Genomic DNA, 17,991 nt, shown 5'->3' with positions numbered 1-17,991 from the left:
GCGACTCATCCGATGGCGGAGACGGGCGTTCCCGAACGGAACGCGCACTGGCGCCCGCCGTAAGGCCCGGTCACCGAATGCTCGAGATGTCTGGAGACTCGCATGGTCGTGGCTGCTGCTGCACCTTCCCCACCTCGTTTCGAACACTTCACCGACGGCTCCCCTGTACGCGGTATCGGCACGGGCTCACCACGTCTGTCGTGGTCGGTCTCCCAGGCCGGCCCCGGTTACGAGCAGACTGCCTACGAGGTCGAAGTGGTACAGGGTACGACGACCGAGAGGTACCGGGTCGAGAGCGCCGAGCAGGTGCTGGTGCCCTGGCCCGCGAAGCCGCTGGGATCCCGGGAGTTCGCGGCAGTGCGCGTGCGCGTGGCCCACAAGGAGGAGTGGAGCGGCTGGAGCGAGCGCTCCGTCGTGGAGGCCGGTCTGCTCGGTGCCGGCGACTGGACCGCGTCCTTCGTCAGCCCGGCCGGGGTGGGGGCACTGCGCATGCCCACGCCGGTACTGTCCGGCTCGCTCCACGTTCCCGGAGAGGTGCACAAGGCCCGCCTCTACGCCACGGCACACGGCGTGTACAACGCCACCCTCAACGGGCGCCGGGTCGGGGACGCCGTGCTCGCCCCGGGCTGGACGGCCTACCCGCACCGGCTGCGCTACCAGACCTACGACGTGAGCGACCTCGTGCGCAGCGGGGACAACACGCTGGAGTTCCTGCTGGGCAACGGCTGGTTCCGGGGCCGTCTCGGTTTCCGGGGCGAGCGTGCCCAGTACGGCGACCGGCTCGCACTGCTGGCGCAGCTGGAGGTCACGACCGCGGACGGCCGGGTCCACGTCCTCGGTACCGACGGCTCCTGGACCGCGCGCGAGAGCGAGGTCCTCGCCGACGACCTCTACGACGGACAGCACACGGACCTGCGGCGCCGCGGTCGCGGCTGGACCCCCGCGACGAGCGCGGTCGAGGTCGTCGCGGGCGACCTCGCGCGTCTCGTCGCACCGCAGGGGCCGCCGGTCCGGGTCGACCGCCTGCTGTCGGCGCAGAAGGTGTGGACCTCTCCCTCGGGCCGCACCCTGGTGGACTTCGGCCAGAACACGGTGGGCTGGGTCCGCCTGCGGGTGCGCCACCTGGCGCCCGGCAGCGAGGTCGTCGTCCGGCACGCCGAGGTCCTGGAAGGCGGGGAGCTCGGCACCCGCCCGCTGCGCACCGCGGAAGCGACCGACACGTATCTCGTCGCCGGCCGCGCGCAGGAGGTCCTCGAACCCGCCCTCACCTTCCACGGCTTCCGCTACGCGGAGGTGTCCGGGATCGCCGGTCTGCGCGCCGAGGACGTCGAGGCCGTGGTCATCACGTCGGACCTGCGGCGTACCGGGTGGTTCGACTCCTCGCACGACCTGCTGAACCGGTTCCACGAGAACGTTGTCTGGGGCATGCGCGGCAACTTCGTGGACGTGCCCACCGACTGCCCGCAGCGCGATGAGCGGCTCGGCTGGACCGGCGACATCCAGGTGTTCGCCCCCACCGCGGCCTTCCTGTTCGACACCGCCGGGTTCCTCGGCTCGTGGCTTGCGGACCTCGCCGCCGAGCAGTTGCCGGACGGGTCCGTCCCGTACGTGATCCCGGACGTGCTGCACGACGCATCGCCCGCCTCGGCGGCGTGGGGGGACGCCGCCGTCGTGGTCCCGTGGGTGCTCTATCAGCGCACGGGTGACCAGGCGGTGCTGGAACGCCAGCTGCCGAGCATGCGCGCCTGGGTCGACAAGGTGGAGTCCCTGGCCGGGCCGGACCGCCTGTGGACCGGCGGCTTCCAGTTCGGCGACTGGCTTGACCCGGACGCGCCCCCGGACGCACCCATGCGCGCGAAGGCCGACCCCGACGTCGTCGCCACGGCCCACCTGGCCCGCTCGGCGGCACTCGTGGCCGAGGCCGCGCGCGTGCTGGGCCGTACCGCCGAGGCGGAGCACTACGCCGCGCTGGCCACCGAGGTGCGCGAGGCCTTCAACCGTGCCTACGTCACCTCCGCCGGCCGGATCGTCTCGGATGCTCCGACCGTGTACGCCGTCGCCCTCTGCTGGGGGCTGCTGCCCGGTGAGGAGCAGCGGGAGCAGGCCGGCCGGCGGCTGGCCGACCTGGTGCGCGCCAGCGGATTCCGGATCAGCACCGGCTTCGTGGGCACCCCGCTCGTCACCGACGCCCTGGCCTCCACCGGCCACGCGGACGTCGCCTACCGGCTGCTGCTGCAGACCGGCTGCCCGTCGTGGCTGTACCCGGTGACCATGGGAGCGACCACCGTCTGGGAACGCTGGGACAGCATGCTGCCCGACGGGAGCATCAACCCCGGCGAGATGACCTCGTTCAACCACTACGCGCTCGGCGCCGTCGCGGACTGGATGCACCGTCGGGTGGCCGGTCTCGCCCCCGCTGCCCCGGGTTACCGCAGGATCCGGGTGGAGCCGTTGCCGTGTGCGGCGCTGACCTCGGCATCCGCCAGGCATCTGACCCCGTACGGAGAGGCCTCGGTCGCGTGGGAACGCGTCGACGGGCGCTTCCGGCTCGATGTGCGGGTACCGGTGGGAACGACCGCTCAGGTGCACCTGCCCGGTGCCGTCGACCCCGTCCTGGTCCATCACGGCAAGCACCATTGGGTGGTGACCGATCCCGTCGCCCCGCCGCACAGACCGTCCGCCCCGGTCACGGTCCGGGACGTCATGGACGACCCGGCCGCCTGGGCCGCGGTGGTCGACGCGGCCGTCGAGACAGGCCTGGCCCCCCGCGGCGAGACCCAGGTCGCGGTCGGGCTCTTCGGCCACCTCGACGCGCCCGCCGGCGATCTCGCTCCCGCCCTGGTACCGCAGGACCTGCACCTGGGCGCCGACGCCTTCCACCGGGCCGTGAGCACGATCATCGAATCGGACTCCGCCTGATGTCCCCGGTGCCCGCAATCACGCAACACAAGGAGAACCTCGACCATGTCCACTGAGGACTACCGCGACATCCTGCTGCCCAATGCGGCCCGAGCCGAGCTGCTCCTGAGTGAAATGACACTGGAAGAGAAGTGCGACCAGCTCACCGCCGTCTGGCCGTGGTGCCTGGTGCGTGCCGACGGTTCGGAAGCGGACGGCGCGGAGGAGGTGATCAAGCGGGCGCCTGGGCACATCGCGGGGTTGACGGCCGACGATCCGGCCCGGCTCGCGCGTCTGGTGGGCGGGATCCAGCGGCAGTACGTGACCCGCACCCGGCTCGGTATTCCGGCACTGGTACACGCCGAGGCCCTCAACGGTTTCGTCGCCGGGGGCCACATGGTCTTCCCGACCGGCACCGGACTGGCCGCGGCATGGAGCCCCGATCTCGTCGAGGAGATGGCGGACCTGATCCGTCACCAGATGCGCAGGGTGGGCTTCCGGCAGGCGCTGTCCCCGGTGATGGACGTCGCGCTCGATCCGCGCTGGGGGCGGGTGCACGAGACCTACGGGGAGGACCCGTATCTGGCCGCCGCGCTCAGCGTGGCCTACACCCACGGCCTGCAGGGGGACGACCTGGCGGACGGCGTGATCGCCACCGCCAAGCACTTCCTGGGCTATGGCCTCGCCTCGGGCGGCATCAACCTGTCGGCCTACGAGGGCGGCGCGCGCCGTACCCGGGACCTGTTCGCCTACCCCTTCGAGGCCGCGATCCAGCTCGCCGGCCTGAGGTCCGTGATGAACTCGTACGCGGACGTGGATGGCGTTCCCGCGGGCATCTCGCGGGAGATCCTGACCGATCTGCTGCGCGGGACCCTCGGCTTCGAGGGGTTCGTGGCCTCGGACTACACCACGCTGGAGCATGCGGTGAACCGGCAGCGGGCCGCCGCCACCCCCGGGGAGGCGGGGCGCCTGGGCATCCTGGCCGGCCTGGACGTGGAGCTACCCAAGGCGTTCGGCTACGGCGACGGGCTCATCGACGAGGTGGCGCAGGGCCGGCTGGACGAGCGGGACGTGGACGCCTGCGTGCTGCGGGTCCTGCAGGCCAAGTTCGACCTCGGCCTCTTCGAGAACCCGTACCCGGCCGAGCGCATCGACCTGGACGCCACCGCCGCGGAGGGCGGGCAGCTCTCGCAGGAGCTGGCAAGGCGCGCGGTGGTGCTGGCCAAGAACGACGGGCTGCTGCCGCTGTCCCCGGGCGCGGGCAGCGTGGCCGTCATCGGCCCGCACGCCGACGTGGTCTCCCTGCAGTTCCCCACGTACACCTATCCCGCGTGGCGGGAGATGACCCTGCGGATGGCGCAGGGCGCGCTCGGCAACCAGATCGGCACCGAACCGGGCATGGACTCGTGGAACGACGACCTGTTCCCGCCGGTCGACCAGGAGACGTTCCTGCGCGAACGCTACGGGGCGCGCACGCTCGCCGACGCGGTCGGGGACTTCGCCGGCACGGTGCTCGTGGAGCAGGGCAGCACTCTGACCCAGTCCCTCGGCGCCGACGCTCTGGAGCGGGCGGTCGACGCCGCGCGCCGCTCCGATGTCGTGGTGCTCGCGCTCGGCGGCGCGAGTCTGTGGTTCACCGGCGAGCGCACCGAGGGCGAGGCGAGCGACTCGGCGGACATCTCGCTGCCGCCCGCCCAGGCGGCCCTCGCCGAAGCGGTGGCAGCCACCGGCAAGCCCCTCGTCGTCGTGCTCACCCAGGGGCGTGCCTACACGCTGCCCGAGGCGGTGCGCGACGCGGCGGCGATCGTGGTGGCGCCCTACGGCGGGCCGTTCGGGCCGAGCGCGGTCGCCGAGGTTCTCTTCGGCGCGGTCAATCCCAGCGGGAAGCTGCCCTACAGCATTCCGCGACACACCGGGCAGATCCCGGTCTACCACCACCAGCCCGCCGGTACCGGCTACCGCAACCCGCTGCCGCCGGGCACGGGCCGGCTCTACCTGGACATGGAGGCGACCCCGCTGTACCCGTTCGGCCACGGCCTGAGCTACGCCGACTTCGCGCTCGCCGACCTGTCCGGCGACACGGAGGTCGGCACCGGCGACGCCGCCCGCATCAGCGCGATCCTCACCAACACGGGCTCCGTCACGGGCGCCGTCACCCTTCAGCTCTACGTGCGGGTCAACGCCTCCGGTGTCACCCTGCCTGCCCAGCAGCTGGCCGGCTTCAACCGGGTCGAGCTGGCGGCCGGCGAATCCCGCCGGGTCACCTTCTACCTGGAGGCCGCCCAGCTCGGTCACACCAACGTGGCGCGCGACTTCGCCGTCGAACCGGCGCACGTCGAGTACTTCCTCGGCTTCGACTCCGACGACCGGCGCCTGACCGGCTCCTTCGACCTGATCGGCGAGCCCAGGATCCTCACCAGCCAGGAGCGTTCCTTCCTCTCCGAGACAGTCGTCGCCCCCGTCTGACCCGGCCACCGAGACAACCGAAGGCGATGCCATGACACCGCAGCCCACCCGGATGCAGGTCGAGCCCGTGGACCTGCCCAACCCTCTGATCCCCGGTTTCAACCCGGACCCCACCTGCATCCTCGTCGACGGGACGTACTACACGGTCACCTCGTCGTTCGAGTACCTGCCGGCCCTGCCGGTCTACCGCAGCACCGACTTCGCCCACTGGGAGCACATCGGCAACGTCGCGCCCCGTGAGGAGCAGGTCGGCCTTGCCCGAACGGCGTCCACCGCCGGCGTGTTCGCGCCCACCCTCCGCTACCACGAGGGTCTCTACCACCTCATCGTCACGGTGACCGACAGCCCGCGCGGCTGCGTCCTGTTCACCGCGAGCGACCCCGCCGGTCCCTGGAGCGACGGGGTCACCATCGAGGGCATCAACGGCATCGACCCCGACCTGGCCTGGGACGAGCACGGAACGGCCTACGTCACGTTCAGCGGTCTGCACCTGGTCGGTACCCAGGTGGTCGCCAACCGGGGCATCCTCCAGGCGAGGGTCGACCTCGTGGCCGGCAAGATCCTCGAGGAGCCCCGGGAGCTGTGGTCGGGCACCGGGCTGGTCTCCCCCGAGGCGCCGCACCTCTACCACCGCGACGGGCAGTGGTATCTGATGATCGCGGAGGGCGGCACCGGTTACGGGCACTCGGTGAGCATCGCCCGCGGCCCGAGTATCGAGGGGCCCTTCGAGGGGGCGCCGCACAATCCCGTCCTCAGCGCGTCCGGGACGGACCGCCGCGTGCAGTGCACCGGCCACGCCGACCTGGTGCGCGGGCCGCACGGCAAGGACCTGCTGATCCTCCTCGGCACGCGCATGGTCGGACGCACCGCCGCCCTGTGCCGGGAGACCTACGTCACCGCGGTGGAGTGGGCCGACGGCTGGCCGCACGCGGCCCCGGTGCCGTACAGCCCGCGGTCCGAACCGGTCGACGAGTACTTCGAGTTCACCGACCCGGCCGCCCTCGCGGACCCGGGCTGGCTCGCCGTGGGCCGCACCCCCCAGACGGTGGTGTCCGCCGGCGGCCGTCCCGGTTACCTGACCCTTCGCGCGGACTCCGGGGGCATCGACACCTTCCGTCCGGACTTCGTCGGCCGCCGTCAGCGTCATCTGACCAGCGTCGTGGAGACCCGTGTCGCCCCGGCCGACGGCAGGGGCGGCCTGGGGATCCGCCTCGACGAGGACTTCACCATCTCCGTTCTCGCCGAGCGGGCGCCGTCCGGCAGCGGGATCCGGGTCACGGGCCGGGCGTCCATGCCCACTCTGTCCCACTCCTGGAGCGCCGAGGCGGCGGGCGACGAGGTCGTGCTCCGGATCGCCACACACGCGCCCACCGCGGGACGGCTGCCGTGGGCGCCCACGGGCGACCTCGTCCGGCTGAGCCTCGTCGACGGCGACGGCGTCGAGACGCAGCTGGCCGAGTTCGACGGCCGGGTCTGGTCGTTCGAGACCGCCGCTTCCTTCACCGGGCGCGTCACCGGCATGTTCGCCGAGGAGGGCACCGTCCACTTCGCCGACTTCCGCTACCACGGAGAGGCCCTGACGTGACCGGCCTGCCGCCGCGCGTCCTGTTCGGCGCCGCCTACTACCACGAGTACCAGCCCGCCTACGGCCCCGACAACCGGTCCGACGACCGGCTCAAGACCGACCTCGACCTGATGGCGGACGCGCGCTTCACCGTCATCCGGGTCGGCGAGTCGGTCTGGTCGACGTGGGAACCGGAGAACGGCCGCTTCGACCTGGACTGGCTGCAGCCCGTCCTCGACGGCGCCCACGAGCGCGGGATCCGCGTGATCCTCGGGACCCCGACGTACGCGGTGCCGCCGTGGCTCGCCCGCCTCTACCCCGAGATCGCGGGCGAGCGGGAGACCGGCCGGCGCATCGGCTGGGGCTCCCGCCAGGAGGTCGACTTCACCCACCCTGCTTTCCTCTTCCACGCCGAACGCGTGGTGAGGGAAATCGTCGCCCGGTACGCCGGTCACCCGGCCGTCATCGGGTTCCAGGTCGACAACGAACCCGGCAACGAACTCCTTTACAACCACGGGATCTTCGAGCGTTTCGTCGACCACCTGCGCCAGAAGTACGGCGACGTCGAGACCCTCAACCGCGAGTGGGGGCTGGTCTACTGGTCGCACCGGCTGTCGACCTGGTCCGACCTGTGGCGGCCGGACGGCAACGCGCAGCCCCAGTACGACATCGCCTGGCGGGAGTTCCAGGCCCGCCAGGTCACCGAGTTCATCAACTGGCAGGCGGACATCGTCCGCGAGTGCGCCCGGCCCGACCAGTTCGTCACCACCTGCATCTCCTACGTACGCCCCGCGGTGGAGGACGACGAGCTGACCGACCGGCTCGATGTCACTGCTGGCAACGCCTACTACGGCATGCAGGACCTCCTCGCGCTCCCGGACACCACATCCGGGGAGCAGGAAGCACGGACGCGGCAGAGCGATGTGTGGAAGCTGTATCTGGCCGCCGACCGGATGTACTCCTCCCGCCAGGAGCCGTTCCTGGTCACCGAGACCAACGCCGGCGCGATCGGGCCGCCGTGGGACAACCGGCCCGCCTACGACGGTCAGTGGCGCCAGGCCGCATGGGCTCTGGTGGCCCGGGGCGCGCGGATGGTGGAGTACTGGCACTGGCACACTCTGCACTTCGGCACGGAGACGTACTGGGGCGGCGTACTGCCGCACACCGGCCGGCCCGGCCGCGTTCATGCGGAACTGGCCCGCTTGGGCGCGGAGTTCGAGGCGGCCGGCCCGCTGGTCGCCGGCCTGCGGCCGGATGCCGACATCACCGTCGTCCGCTCGACGCCGAGCATGTGGCACATGCAGAAGTACCCGCCCCTGTCGGCTCCGGACGGCGGTCCCGACCCCGAGGCGTATCACGGGATCGTCGATCCCTTCTACCGCGGCGCCCTCGACGCCGGGCGCCAGGTGCGCATCATCCACGCCCGTCAGTTGCACGACCCGCAAGGCCGACGGGCCGGCCTTGCACCCGATGAGGCTGCCCGGCTCCACCCCGTTCTGGTCGTCCCCGCCCTGTACCTCGGCGATGACACGACCCTCGACTGGCTCGCGGCCTACGCCCACGCGGGCGGCCATCTCGTCCTCGGCCCCCGCACCGGGTACGCGGACCACGAGGCCCGTGCACGGCAGGAGCCCGCGCCCGGACGGCTCGCCGCAGCAGCGGGCGTGAGCTACGACGAGTTCAGCAACCTCGCGCAGGATCTCCCGCTCCGCGCGGTGCCAGGCAGTCCGCTCGGCATACCCGAGAGTGCGACGGCCACCCGCTGGGTGGACGGTCTCACGGTCACCGACGCCGAGGTCCTCGCCGGATACGACCACCCTCACTTCGGACGCTGGCCGGCAGTGACGACCCGCCATCACGGCCAAGGCCGTGTCACCTGCGTCGGCACCGTGCCCGGCCTCGCACTGGCCCGGACACTGTCCGCATGGCTGGCTCCCGTCGCGTGCAGCGGCTGGCAGGAGCTTCCGGTACCGGTCACCGCGACCACGGCAACCGCCGCGGACGGACGTCGTGTGCACGTGGTTCACAACTGGGGCTGGGAGCCAGCGCAGGTCGTCACCCCGGTCGCACTGACCGACGTCCTGGAGGGCGGCTCGCTGCCGGTTGGCACGAGGGTGGAACTCGGGGCGTGGGACGTCAGGGTGTTCGTCACGGCGGAGGACCGGGTCTGAGCACGATCGGATCTTGCCAGGCCGACGTTATGCGTATAACGTCGGCCAGCAGGTAGTAATGAGCAAAGGTGTCACCGCAAGGAAAGGAGGTTCCCGATGAATGCGAGGCAGGGGACGCTCCGCCTGTGGATATTCGGTGACCACTCCTACCGCAGCGAGTTCTACGGCTGACGCGCCGGCATGTGTCGAGGGCACACGTGTGCCCTCGACACATGCCGGCGCCATGGCACCCGTGTGCCCGTCACCCTCCCTTTCAGCCAAGGAACTTCGCCATGTCCCAGATCTCCCCTGCCTGCTGCCCGATCCTTCACGACGGCACGCAGTGGGCCGCCCGCCACATGCCGATGCTGGCGGCCACCATGCAGAGCCACGCGTCGGCGTTCGCCGGCCGCCGTATCGGCATCTGCCTGCACATCGAGCCCAAGACCGCCGTCCTCGTCGGCTACCTCGCACAGGCAGGCGCCGAGATCATCCTCACCGGCTCCCCCGGCACCACCCAGGAGGACACCGCACAGGCGCTGCGCGACTACGGCATCACCGTCGTGGGCCACCGCCGCGACGGTCTCGCCCAGCATCGCGAGAACATCGCACGCGTCCTGGACGCGCAGCCCGACCTCATTCTCGACAACGGCGCCGACCTGATCGAGGGGGTTCTGGCAGGCGGCGGCCTGCCGGGCCTCACCGGCGCCACGGAGGAGACGACCACGGGCGGCCTGCGCATCCGCTCCTGGGAGAAGCATCCGGACTTCCCCGTGATCGTCATCAACGACAGCCGCCTCAAGCTGCTGGTCGAGAACGAGTTCGGCGTCGGCCAGAGTGTTGTGCAGGGTTTCATGAACGCCACCAACCTCATGATCCCCGCCGCCCGTGCCACCGTCGTCGGCTACGGCCCCTGCGGACGGGGCGTCGCGGACACCCTCGCTCACCTCGGCGCCCGCGTCTCGGTGGCCGAGACCGACCCCTACCGCGCCCTGGAAGCCGTGATGGCCGGGCACCAGGTCGGCAGCCTCGTGGACCTGCTGCCCCGGACCCAGCTGCTCTTCCTGGCCACCGGGCACCCCGGTGTGATCGGCGCGGCGGAACTCGCCGCCCTGCGGGACGGAACCGTCATCGCCGGCGTCGGGCACATGCCCTGGGAACTGGACGCACACGCGCTGGCCGAGCACACTGCCTCCGTGCACCGCTCCGGCCCCAGCGGGCAGGAGCGTGCCGTGCACAAGCTGCACGACGGCCGCGAGATCATCGTTCTCGCGGGCACCAAGATGATCAACCTGACCGCGGCCAAGGGCAATCCCATTCAGGCCATGGACCTCGGCTTGACCCTCCAGGCCTGCAGTCTCGCCGCCATCACCACCGGCCACGACCAGCCTCTCGCAACCGGCGTGCAGGCCGTGCCCGCCCCCATCGACCGCCGGGTCGCCACCGATCTGGTCGACGTGCTGAGCACTGTCTGAAGCACACAGCCTGATCTGCTCGCGCGGGGCTGTCCCGAGACAGCCCCGCGGAACGGGCAACCCGTCCCGTGAAGATCCACCATCCCGAAGTTGGGGCCTGGCACACCTTCCGCAATCGCGGGCAGGGTGCGGCAATGAAGCTGCCCGCGCCGGACACCGGCCACTCGACCAGCCGGGGCGGGCGGTTCCCGATGACCGCCGACGGGACGTCTCCGACCTCCTTGACTGTGCCGCGCGCCGCCAGGGCAAGAGCGGGACCCTGTCGGCCAGGATATGCCCGACGAGTGCTCCACTGCCCGGAATGACGTATTTGAAGGATTTACTTCACTTATGTAGTATGGTGCTGAAAGTTCTGGGTGCAGGGGTTGCGCCCGAGCCAGGGCGACGGCGCGACCGTCCGGCGACAACCGCCAAAGCACTGACAAGCGAGCAGCGGCGGTGTCCGCCGGCGACGGACCCGACCGCCTCCCGAAGGACAGGGCTCCGACGCCCCGGGCCGACCATCAGGAGTAATGCGTACAGATGTCACCCAGTACCTGCATACGACGTCTCGCCGTCATGAATCCGTGTGACCGCCAGACGACACTGCGGCAGATAGTGGGGGCTCTGCGCCCGCAAATCAGCAGACCGACCGCCTTCCAGACCCTGGTCGACGTCATCAAGAGCCTGATCGCGACACTGGCCTCCTGGGAGATCACCGGGACATGGCATGACGGAACGCAGCGCTATACGGCCATTGCCATGACTTTGCTCATGGTCAACTCCGCAACCGTGTACGGATCGGTGACGCAGGCGGCGCGTCGATCACTCACACGAGTGGCAGGTGTGGCTGTGGCCGTCAGCGCCGCGCCACTGATGGGGTCCGCCCTCAGCGGGGCGGCAGGCGTGCTGATAGTTGCCGTGATCGCCGGTGGACGTCGAGCATCGAACGACTGGCTCCACGTGGCCACGACGGCACTGTTGACCCTTACTGCCGTGACAGCTGCCCCACTCGGGAACACCGTTGCATCGACCGCTCAGATACTGACCGGCGCAGCAGTGGGCATTGCCGTCAACGCCCTGGTTCTGCCTCCGGTGCACGCAGACGAATCCGATGCCGCAGTCCGAGAGCTGGCGCTCGCCATGGGGGCATTTCTGCGGCAGATGGGACGCGGCCTGCGCGAACACGAGCATGCCATGCATGCCCAGGACTGGCGAGAGAGAGGCCGTGATCTGGAGGACCGCCTTGCGGATGTGAACACGCGTCTCCTGCAGGCCCAGGAGAGCCTTCGCTGGAACACACGAGTCCTCCTGCATGAAGGACGACCCATCGGCGCGGGCGACGAGGCGTTCCAGGCCCTGCACGCAGTCGCGCTGCAGGTACGCGGCATCGCTTGGACATTGGTTCACAACGAACCTTATACACATGGGCAGTTGGGCCAGCAGTTCCTGGAACATTACGCCGGAACACTCGAATGCGCAGGTCGGGCGGTCGACGCCTTCGCCGCCCCCCAGCGGATGATCGACTCGGTGGGCGCCGGGCCTCATGAGCAGTTGCGCGAGGCCAGCAAGCGCGCCCGGGAGTGGCACGAGACGATGACCCGCCTCGTGGACGAGGGGGCGCTGGTCGAGCCCCGTTCATGGCATATCTACGGCTCGCTGATGACCTACCTGGAAGGACTCATCATCGATCTGGAGCACGCCTACAAAACAGGGAATCCGTCCATGGCCTGACACTCAGCCGTACGGGGCTGGCCGGCCGGCGCCGTCTGAGCCAAGCCGGATCGCGGTGGGCGCCAGACGATCATGTCCGGTTCCCCGCCTTTGGTCTCTGGATCCTCCCGGCGACGAACCCCAGGGAGAAAGAGGCATCAAGGCCAGAGATCCCGTCCACCGCCCACCGGGCACTGCACCCGGTTCGAGCCGCCTGGCGGTTCCTTGTGTCGCGCTCGGTCGGAACACCCTCCTCGGCGGTCTCATCGAAGGCGATCCTCTGGCCTTGCAGAAACCGATTGGCCATCAGCAGAGCATGAGAGCCGACCGGCTCTCATCAGCCTGACCCAGCTCTGAAGGGCAGAGCTCTGAGTTGGCGCCCTCTCCTGCCCGAGGGCAGGAGATTCCGGTCCGTACCGCTACGCGGTACCACCTTGGGTTCCTGTTTCACGGGCCACTGCCGACCGGTGAGGGATGGACGGGACACCGCCGGAAGGGGATGTCCGACACACCAGGAGCGGGGATCAAAGGCAGCCGCCCTCGGCTCGATGGTGCGGTTGGTGATACGTGAGGCATTGCCGACGACCGCGAAGGCGGCCGCCACGGCGATCTCCTCCGGGCGGGCCCGATCGGCCCGGCACGCCGTGCGTCTTCTCCCGCTCTTGCAGCGAAACCTTCAGCAGCGGGTACTCACGGCTTGGAGCGCGGGTGGCGGTCATGTCAGTGGCTGTGTCGCCGGGGCGACGGCGTTGATGGCAATCCCCGACTGCCCGATTCGGCGGCCGGGTTGAACACCATGCCAGTGATCGCACCCTTGCCCACCGCTCAGAACGTGTGCTGGAACACCACCCAAGCGGCACTGGCCGACGAGGTCAATGCGATCCGCCCGCCGGCACCCGGGGCGGCGCGCCGCCTGCTGCGCTGTGAACAACTGCCCACATGCGTTGGCGGAGAACACCCGTCAGAGCCGTCCGGCGTGTTTTCCTTCAGCGACCTGAAGCGCTCGGTGCCCGCGTGGCTCACCAGAACGTCGGGTTTCCCAAACGTCTCTACGGTCTGGTCGACCAGGCGTCCGGTCCACACCGGGTCGGCGAAGTCGGCCTGGAGAACGACGGCCCGGGCACCACGCTCCTTCAGCTCGCCGACGAATTCCTCGGAGTCAGAAGCGCTCCTGCGGTAGTTGGCCGCCGCCGCAGCGCTGTTCTCGACCAGCCGCACGGTGACAGCCTTGCCGGTTCGCCGGTCCGCACCAGTCACCTGAGCAACCTTGTCACTGAGCTTTCCCATGGACTTCACGCCAATCCCACGGTGGACCCGCAGACTGCCGGGCGACCGCTTCGCGCCAGTGAGACCGAGACGATGCGGATACGCAAACTCTTCGCCGTCAGGGGGCTGCTGGAATTCGCGCCCCGCCATTCTACGACACCCACACTACCATAAACGCAGAGAATCCTTCACTATGTGAAAGCGCAGCTCAGAGATGGTTTTCTCATCCCGAAAGCACCCCAGGACTGCGTTGGACAGCCACTCGACCAGCATCAGAGGCGCATCGCACAACGCCACAGCGAGCCCCGGCCCACTTTCCTTGCGCTCCAGAGAAGGCCCCCGGGCCGGACACTTGGCGGCACGCACCGGATCTCCACCTGAAGAACCGAAGTTTGACGGCCCGACAGCCGTCCCCTACGGCAGGGCCGCACGGCACGGATAGACAGGAAGCCAGCGAACATCAAGCACGATTCGTAACCAGCACAGTGCGCACAGTAGAAGAATCGCTCATGCGGCCAATGGTGTGATCGGCGTCGCATTCTCCTCGGCGCAGGCCTTGTTGTCGCAGCTCATCACGGGTGCCCGAAGAGTGGAACGTGGCTCGGCGGCCGGCCGGAAGGCCATCCCGGGGAAACACCTCAGGAAATTTGCAGTTAATCTGGCATCGCCCTTGAAGCGGATGGCCTGACTGAAGGTCACCCACGGGGAGCTGCTTACGGGTTCGACTCGGACGAAAATCAGCAACCGGCAAATCCCCGCTCCCGAAGTCGCGCCATCAGTGCGCGATTCCGGCCGCTCGATGCGCTGTTGAGCTTTCCGCTCGGAACGATCCGCTCTCGCTTCTCACAGGGGCAGCATCCATCTGTTTGGCAGCCGTCGCGGCTCCTTCGGCGGCAACCACGGCGGTCACGGATACGGCCGTGGCTACGGCCGCGGAGACTACGGCTACGGCCGTCGCGGCTATGGCCGTGGAGACTACGGCTACGGCCGCCGCGGCTACGGCAGCTACTGCCGGTGACCTGGGCGTAAGCCCACAGCAGCGGGTTTGTGGTGCGCCGTCAGGACGGCGCACCACCGCCCGCCGCGGATTCACTGACTGGAGAGTGAAGTTCGGTGACATCGACGGAAAGCAGGGGGAGGATTCCAGCGGGTCGGGAACCGGAATACCGGAATCTGTCCGGGGTAGCGGTTTTCAAAAGGTTCTGGCCGTACCTGCAAAAGGAACGGCTCCGACTCCTTGCCGCCATCGTCCTGGCCCTGGTTTCGGCTGCCGGTGAGACTGTTCTCATAGGTCTGTTTGCGCACATGACCGACCATGTCCTGGTGTCGGGAAGCTTTCACGACTTCACGCGGACCGCGTCGCTATGGGTCGCTGTAGCCGCAGTGAGTGCGGCCACGTCATTCGGCGCGGGACTCATCACCGTCTGGACAGGCGAGAAGTTCCTTCTGCAATTGCGGGACCGAATGCTCGCGCATGTACTCCGTCTGCCGCCCGACTTCTTCGGCCAAGGCAGGCTGGGTGACTTGATGGCCCGTTTCACGGGAGACATTGAGGCGGTCGAGGCCCTGGTCGCCTCGGGGCCGGTCCAGGTGGTGTCCGCTCTGTTCTCGGCGCTGTTCTTCGCCGGCGCAGCAGTGTGGCTGAGCCCCTCCCTGGCGTTGGTGACGTTTGCCGCGGGACCGCTGTTCTGGGGGGCGTCGCGCCGGTTCTCGACCCGGATCCGGGCTGTTTCCGGCAAGGAGAGGGCCGCCCATGGCGCGCTGACGACCGTGCTGGAGGAGAGTCTGGCAAACGTCGAGCTGGTGCAGGCGTACAACCAGCAGGATGCGCAGAGCACAAGGGTGCACCGGGAAGGCGCCCGCTGGATGGGCACCGCAGTCGCACAGGCGCGGCTGACCGGGGCCTACGCGCCCTTGGCCGCCATGCTGGAGACCGTCTGCGTCCTGGCCGTGATCGGCGCGGGCGCCTGGGAGATCAGCAGCGGCCGCATGTCGGTGGGCGGACTCATGGGCTTCGCAGCCTTCGTCGGCTACCTGTACCCGCAGATCCAGAGTCTGGGCGGTCTGGCCGTCACCGCGTCGTCGGCGGCCGCCGCCTGTGAACGTGTTCTGTACGTCCTCGACGCCCCGGCCTCGATCGTCGACCGCGGGCCTGCCGCGGCAAGCGGCACGGGCATCGAGCCGGGCGGCGCATCGCCCGGCAAGCGCACAGTGGTGCAGTTCGACCGGGTCGGCTTCAGTTATCCCCACCATGCCCGGCAGGCTGGTGTCGACGATGTCTCCTTCACTGTGACCTCGGGTGGTCTCACGCTGGTCACCGGCCCGAGCGGCGCGGGCAAGACCACCCTGACCAAGCTGCTACTGCGCTTTTATGACCCCGCCTGCGGGCGCATCCTGCTCAACGGACGGGACATCATGGAGCTGTCGGTCACGCAGGTGCGGGACCTCATCACTCTGCTCCCCCAGCAAACCGCGGTGTTCCACGGCACCGTTGCGGAGAACATCGCCTACGGCAACCCGAAAGCCAGCGGGAAACAGATCCGCAGTGCGGCTCGGGCTGCAGGTCTGGATGCGGTGGTGGAGGACATCCTGCCTGACGGCTATCGCACCGTGGTCGGCCCGGGCGGGCGACAATTCTCCGGCGGGCAGAGCCGGCGTCTGGCACTGGCCCGTGCCCTCGCCCGGGAGACCCCTGTCGTTGTCCTCGACGAGCCCACCGCTGGCTTGGACGTCGCATCGGCTCGCAGCTTCTTCAAAACGATCCGTCGGCTCGCCGCCGAACGAGCCGTCATCGTGATCACCCATGACCTCCACCTGGCCGAGGACACCGACACCGTCCTCGTGATGGACCACGGCCGCCTCATCGACGACGACGGCCGCCATCACCACAGCCGTCAGCACGCGGCTTGACCGCTCCCCTCTTTGAGGGAGGGGACGCCCTCCCTCAAAGAGGGGAGCGGGGACTCCTGGCGCAGGCTGCGTGCGCGAGCAGCACGCCCGGAGGCCTCACGCTCTCGACCCCAGCCGGGTTCAGACCTGCCCGGACGAGCATCACACGGACGCAGTTCCTGTCTCCGGGAGAGATAGTCTGTTCGGCCGGCTCCCGCTGGTAACGGTGTCAACACCGGCCCCCGGCTACCGGAAGACGAAGGCGACGGCCCGCGAGTAGTTCACGAGCTCGTCGATGAGCTGGACGTGGCCCGTACGTATGACTTGCAAAAGGGCGAGTGTGGAGTGCGTGTCGTGGTGCCTGCGCGGTCAGGCCGCCTCCTGACGCAGATGAACGGCAATCTCCTCACGCGCGGGAGGGGGAGGCAACTCACGGGTTACGGATGACTGAAGACCGTCGAGGAAGACGCGGACATGACGGGTGGCCAGCGCCGCTGCCCCCGCCTCGGGGATGTGAGGCAGGGGCCGACAGGCCAGGGCTGCGGAAGTGATCAGGTCCAGGCCCGTGACGTCGCAGCGGATCGTCCCGTCGCCGCACGCCGCGTCCAGCAGCTTCTCCAACGTGGCGTTGATCTCCCGCTGAAGGGCCGACACCTCTTCGTCATCGACAACAGGACCACCGATGAAGGGCAGTACCAGCATGTTCCGTTGACGGACCATGGCCATCAGGAAGTTCTCGACGGAGTCCGTGGTCGAAGCGTCGGCCGAAGTCTGGGCGGCCTCCAGGACAAGCGTGTAACCGTCGATGACGACCTGCCGGATCAACGCCTGGCGATCGGGAAAGCGTCGGTACAAGGTGGCTATGTTCACGCCGGCGCGGCGAGCGATCTCATCCAGGGGAGCCGCGGTCCCGAGTTCACGGAAGGCCTGGCGTGCGGCGGCCAGGACCTGGGCGCGGTTCCGTGCAGCATCGGCGCGCAGATGTGGAGCCGCGGCGCCCTCCCCTGACGTTCTTCTCGTCACCGTGTGTCCTTCTCAGCCCGTCATTGCGCCGGCAATGGAGAGATTACGGCAGACAGTAAGGGACACTCCAGGGAATCGCAAAAATTCCTTCACTTTCATGTCACAGCTAAGCCGCCTTCGCCACCTCACCGGCCGCTCTGCGCACCTCCGGTTCGGGTCATCGCCTCTCGGTCCGAGCGAGAATATGAACAATCGTCAATTCCCTTCGACCGACGCGGACACCTGCACGGGACGCCCCTCACGCGGGCGATTGCCAGGCCCCGGCCGCATCGCCCCTGGCAGGCTGCAGGTGTACACCTCCCGACCACCACCCGGGCCAGCAATTGCCACCTCGTGCCGCTCGCACCGCCAGCAGCCGAGCCAGCCCGGTCCACGGGTCACGAGGTGGCAATTGCCCCAGGGCCTGGCATGACCGGCCCGATCGAGAAACGGAGGCCGGAAGCACTGCCGCTGCCCCGCATGGAGCTGTAGCCGCAGGCGCCGACGGCGGAGGACGGAAACGCTACCGCTGGAAACCCTTCGGTTAGACTGAAGGCGGGACCGTAGGCGCTCGCATGCGCATGCTGTC

The 17,991-nt window shown here is 69.2% G+C and carries 9 protein-coding genes; 7 read left to right on the top strand and 2 right to left on the bottom strand.

Going from position 1 to position 17,991, the window contains the following annotated elements; all coding sequences use genetic code 11:
• The first annotated feature begins 102 nt into the window (after nt 1-102).
• The 6 genes from ACGF5O_RS47385 to ACGF5O_RS47360 all read left to right on the top strand — a co-directional run bounded on the left by ACGF5O_RS47385 (nt 103) and on the right by ACGF5O_RS47360 (nt 12,266).
• A complete protein-coding gene (locus ACGF5O_RS47385) occupies nt 103-2,919 on the top strand; it encodes a glycoside hydrolase family 78 protein (RefSeq protein ID WP_393816165.1) in 2,817 nt (938 codons plus the stop codon).
• 45 nt (nt 2,920-2,964) lie between these two features.
• Entirely contained in the window at nt 2,965-5,364 is a 2,400-nt protein-coding gene (locus tag ACGF5O_RS47380) for a glycoside hydrolase family 3 N-terminal domain-containing protein (RefSeq protein WP_393816164.1), read from the top strand.
• A 31-nt stretch (nt 5,365-5,395) separates the two neighbouring features.
• Nucleotides 5,396-6,949 (top strand): family 43 glycosylhydrolase, encoded by a 1,554-nt coding sequence (locus tag ACGF5O_RS47375; RefSeq protein WP_393816163.1) that lies wholly within the window; start codon nt 5,396-5,398, stop codon nt 6,947-6,949.
• Entirely contained in the window at nt 6,946-9,099 is a 2,154-nt protein-coding gene (locus ACGF5O_RS47370) for a beta-galactosidase (RefSeq protein WP_393816162.1), read from the top strand. The genes ACGF5O_RS47375 and ACGF5O_RS47370 overlap by 4 nt, the downstream gene beginning before the upstream one ends.
• Before the next feature lie 272 nt (nt 9,100-9,371).
• A complete protein-coding gene (locus ACGF5O_RS47365) occupies nt 9,372-10,553 on the top strand; it encodes an adenosylhomocysteinase (protein WP_393816161.1) in 1,182 nt (393 codons plus the stop codon).
• A gap of 597 nt (nt 10,554-11,150) precedes the next feature.
• Nucleotides 11,151-12,266, top strand: a complete 1,116-nt coding sequence (locus ACGF5O_RS47360; RefSeq protein ID WP_393816160.1) for a hypothetical protein — start codon at nt 11,151-11,153, stop codon at nt 12,264-12,266.
• 804 nt (nt 12,267-13,070) lie between these two features.
• Here ACGF5O_RS47360 and ACGF5O_RS47355 read toward each other — a convergent pair.
• Entirely contained in the window at nt 13,071-13,532 is a 462-nt protein-coding gene (locus tag ACGF5O_RS47355; RefSeq protein WP_393816159.1) for an SDR family NAD(P)-dependent oxidoreductase, read from the bottom strand.
• Nucleotides 13,533-14,624: 1,092 nt separating this feature from the next.
• Between ACGF5O_RS47355 and ACGF5O_RS47350 the strand changes: the two genes are divergently transcribed.
• Nucleotides 14,625-16,421, top strand: a complete 1,797-nt coding sequence (locus ACGF5O_RS47350) for an ABC transporter ATP-binding protein (RefSeq protein WP_393816158.1) — start codon at nt 14,625-14,627, stop codon at nt 16,419-16,421.
• Nucleotides 16,422-16,769: 348 nt separating this feature from the next.
• On the opposite strand, the gene ACGF5O_RS47345 is transcribed toward ACGF5O_RS47350, so the two are convergent.
• Complete coding sequence (locus ACGF5O_RS47345; RefSeq protein ID WP_393816157.1) at nt 16,770-17,423, bottom strand: TetR/AcrR family transcriptional regulator; 654 nt, start codon at nt 17,421-17,423, stop codon at nt 16,770-16,772.
• Nucleotides 17,424-17,991 lie beyond the last annotated feature (568 nt).

Source organism: Streptomyces sp. NPDC048291 (assembly GCF_043201715.1).
In the GTDB taxonomy this organism is placed as follows: Bacteria; Actinomycetota; Actinomycetes; order Streptomycetales; family Streptomycetaceae; genus Streptomyces.
Note: the sequence above shows the minus strand (reverse complement) of the source record. Positions and strands in the feature narration are given on the sequence as shown.

Bases quoted from the DNA above. Each gene is read 5' to 3' on its own strand.
- ACGF5O_RS47385 (WP_393816165.1), top strand. From the start codon at position 103: ATGGTCGTGGCTGCTGCTGCACCTTCCCCACCTCGTTTCGAACACTTC.
- ACGF5O_RS47380 (WP_393816164.1), top strand. From the start codon at position 2,965: ATGTCCACTGAGGACTACCGCGACATCCTGCTGCCCAATGCGGCCCGA.
- ACGF5O_RS47375 (WP_393816163.1), top strand. From the start codon at position 5,396: ATGACACCGCAGCCCACCCGGATGCAGGTCGAGCCCGTGGACCTGCCC.
- ACGF5O_RS47365 (WP_393816161.1), top strand. From the start codon at position 9,372: ATGTCCCAGATCTCCCCTGCCTGCTGCCCGATCCTTCACGACGGCACG.
- ACGF5O_RS47355 (WP_393816159.1), bottom strand. From the start codon at position 13,532: ATGGGAAAGCTCAGTGACAAGGTTGCTCAGGTGACTGGTGCGGACCGG.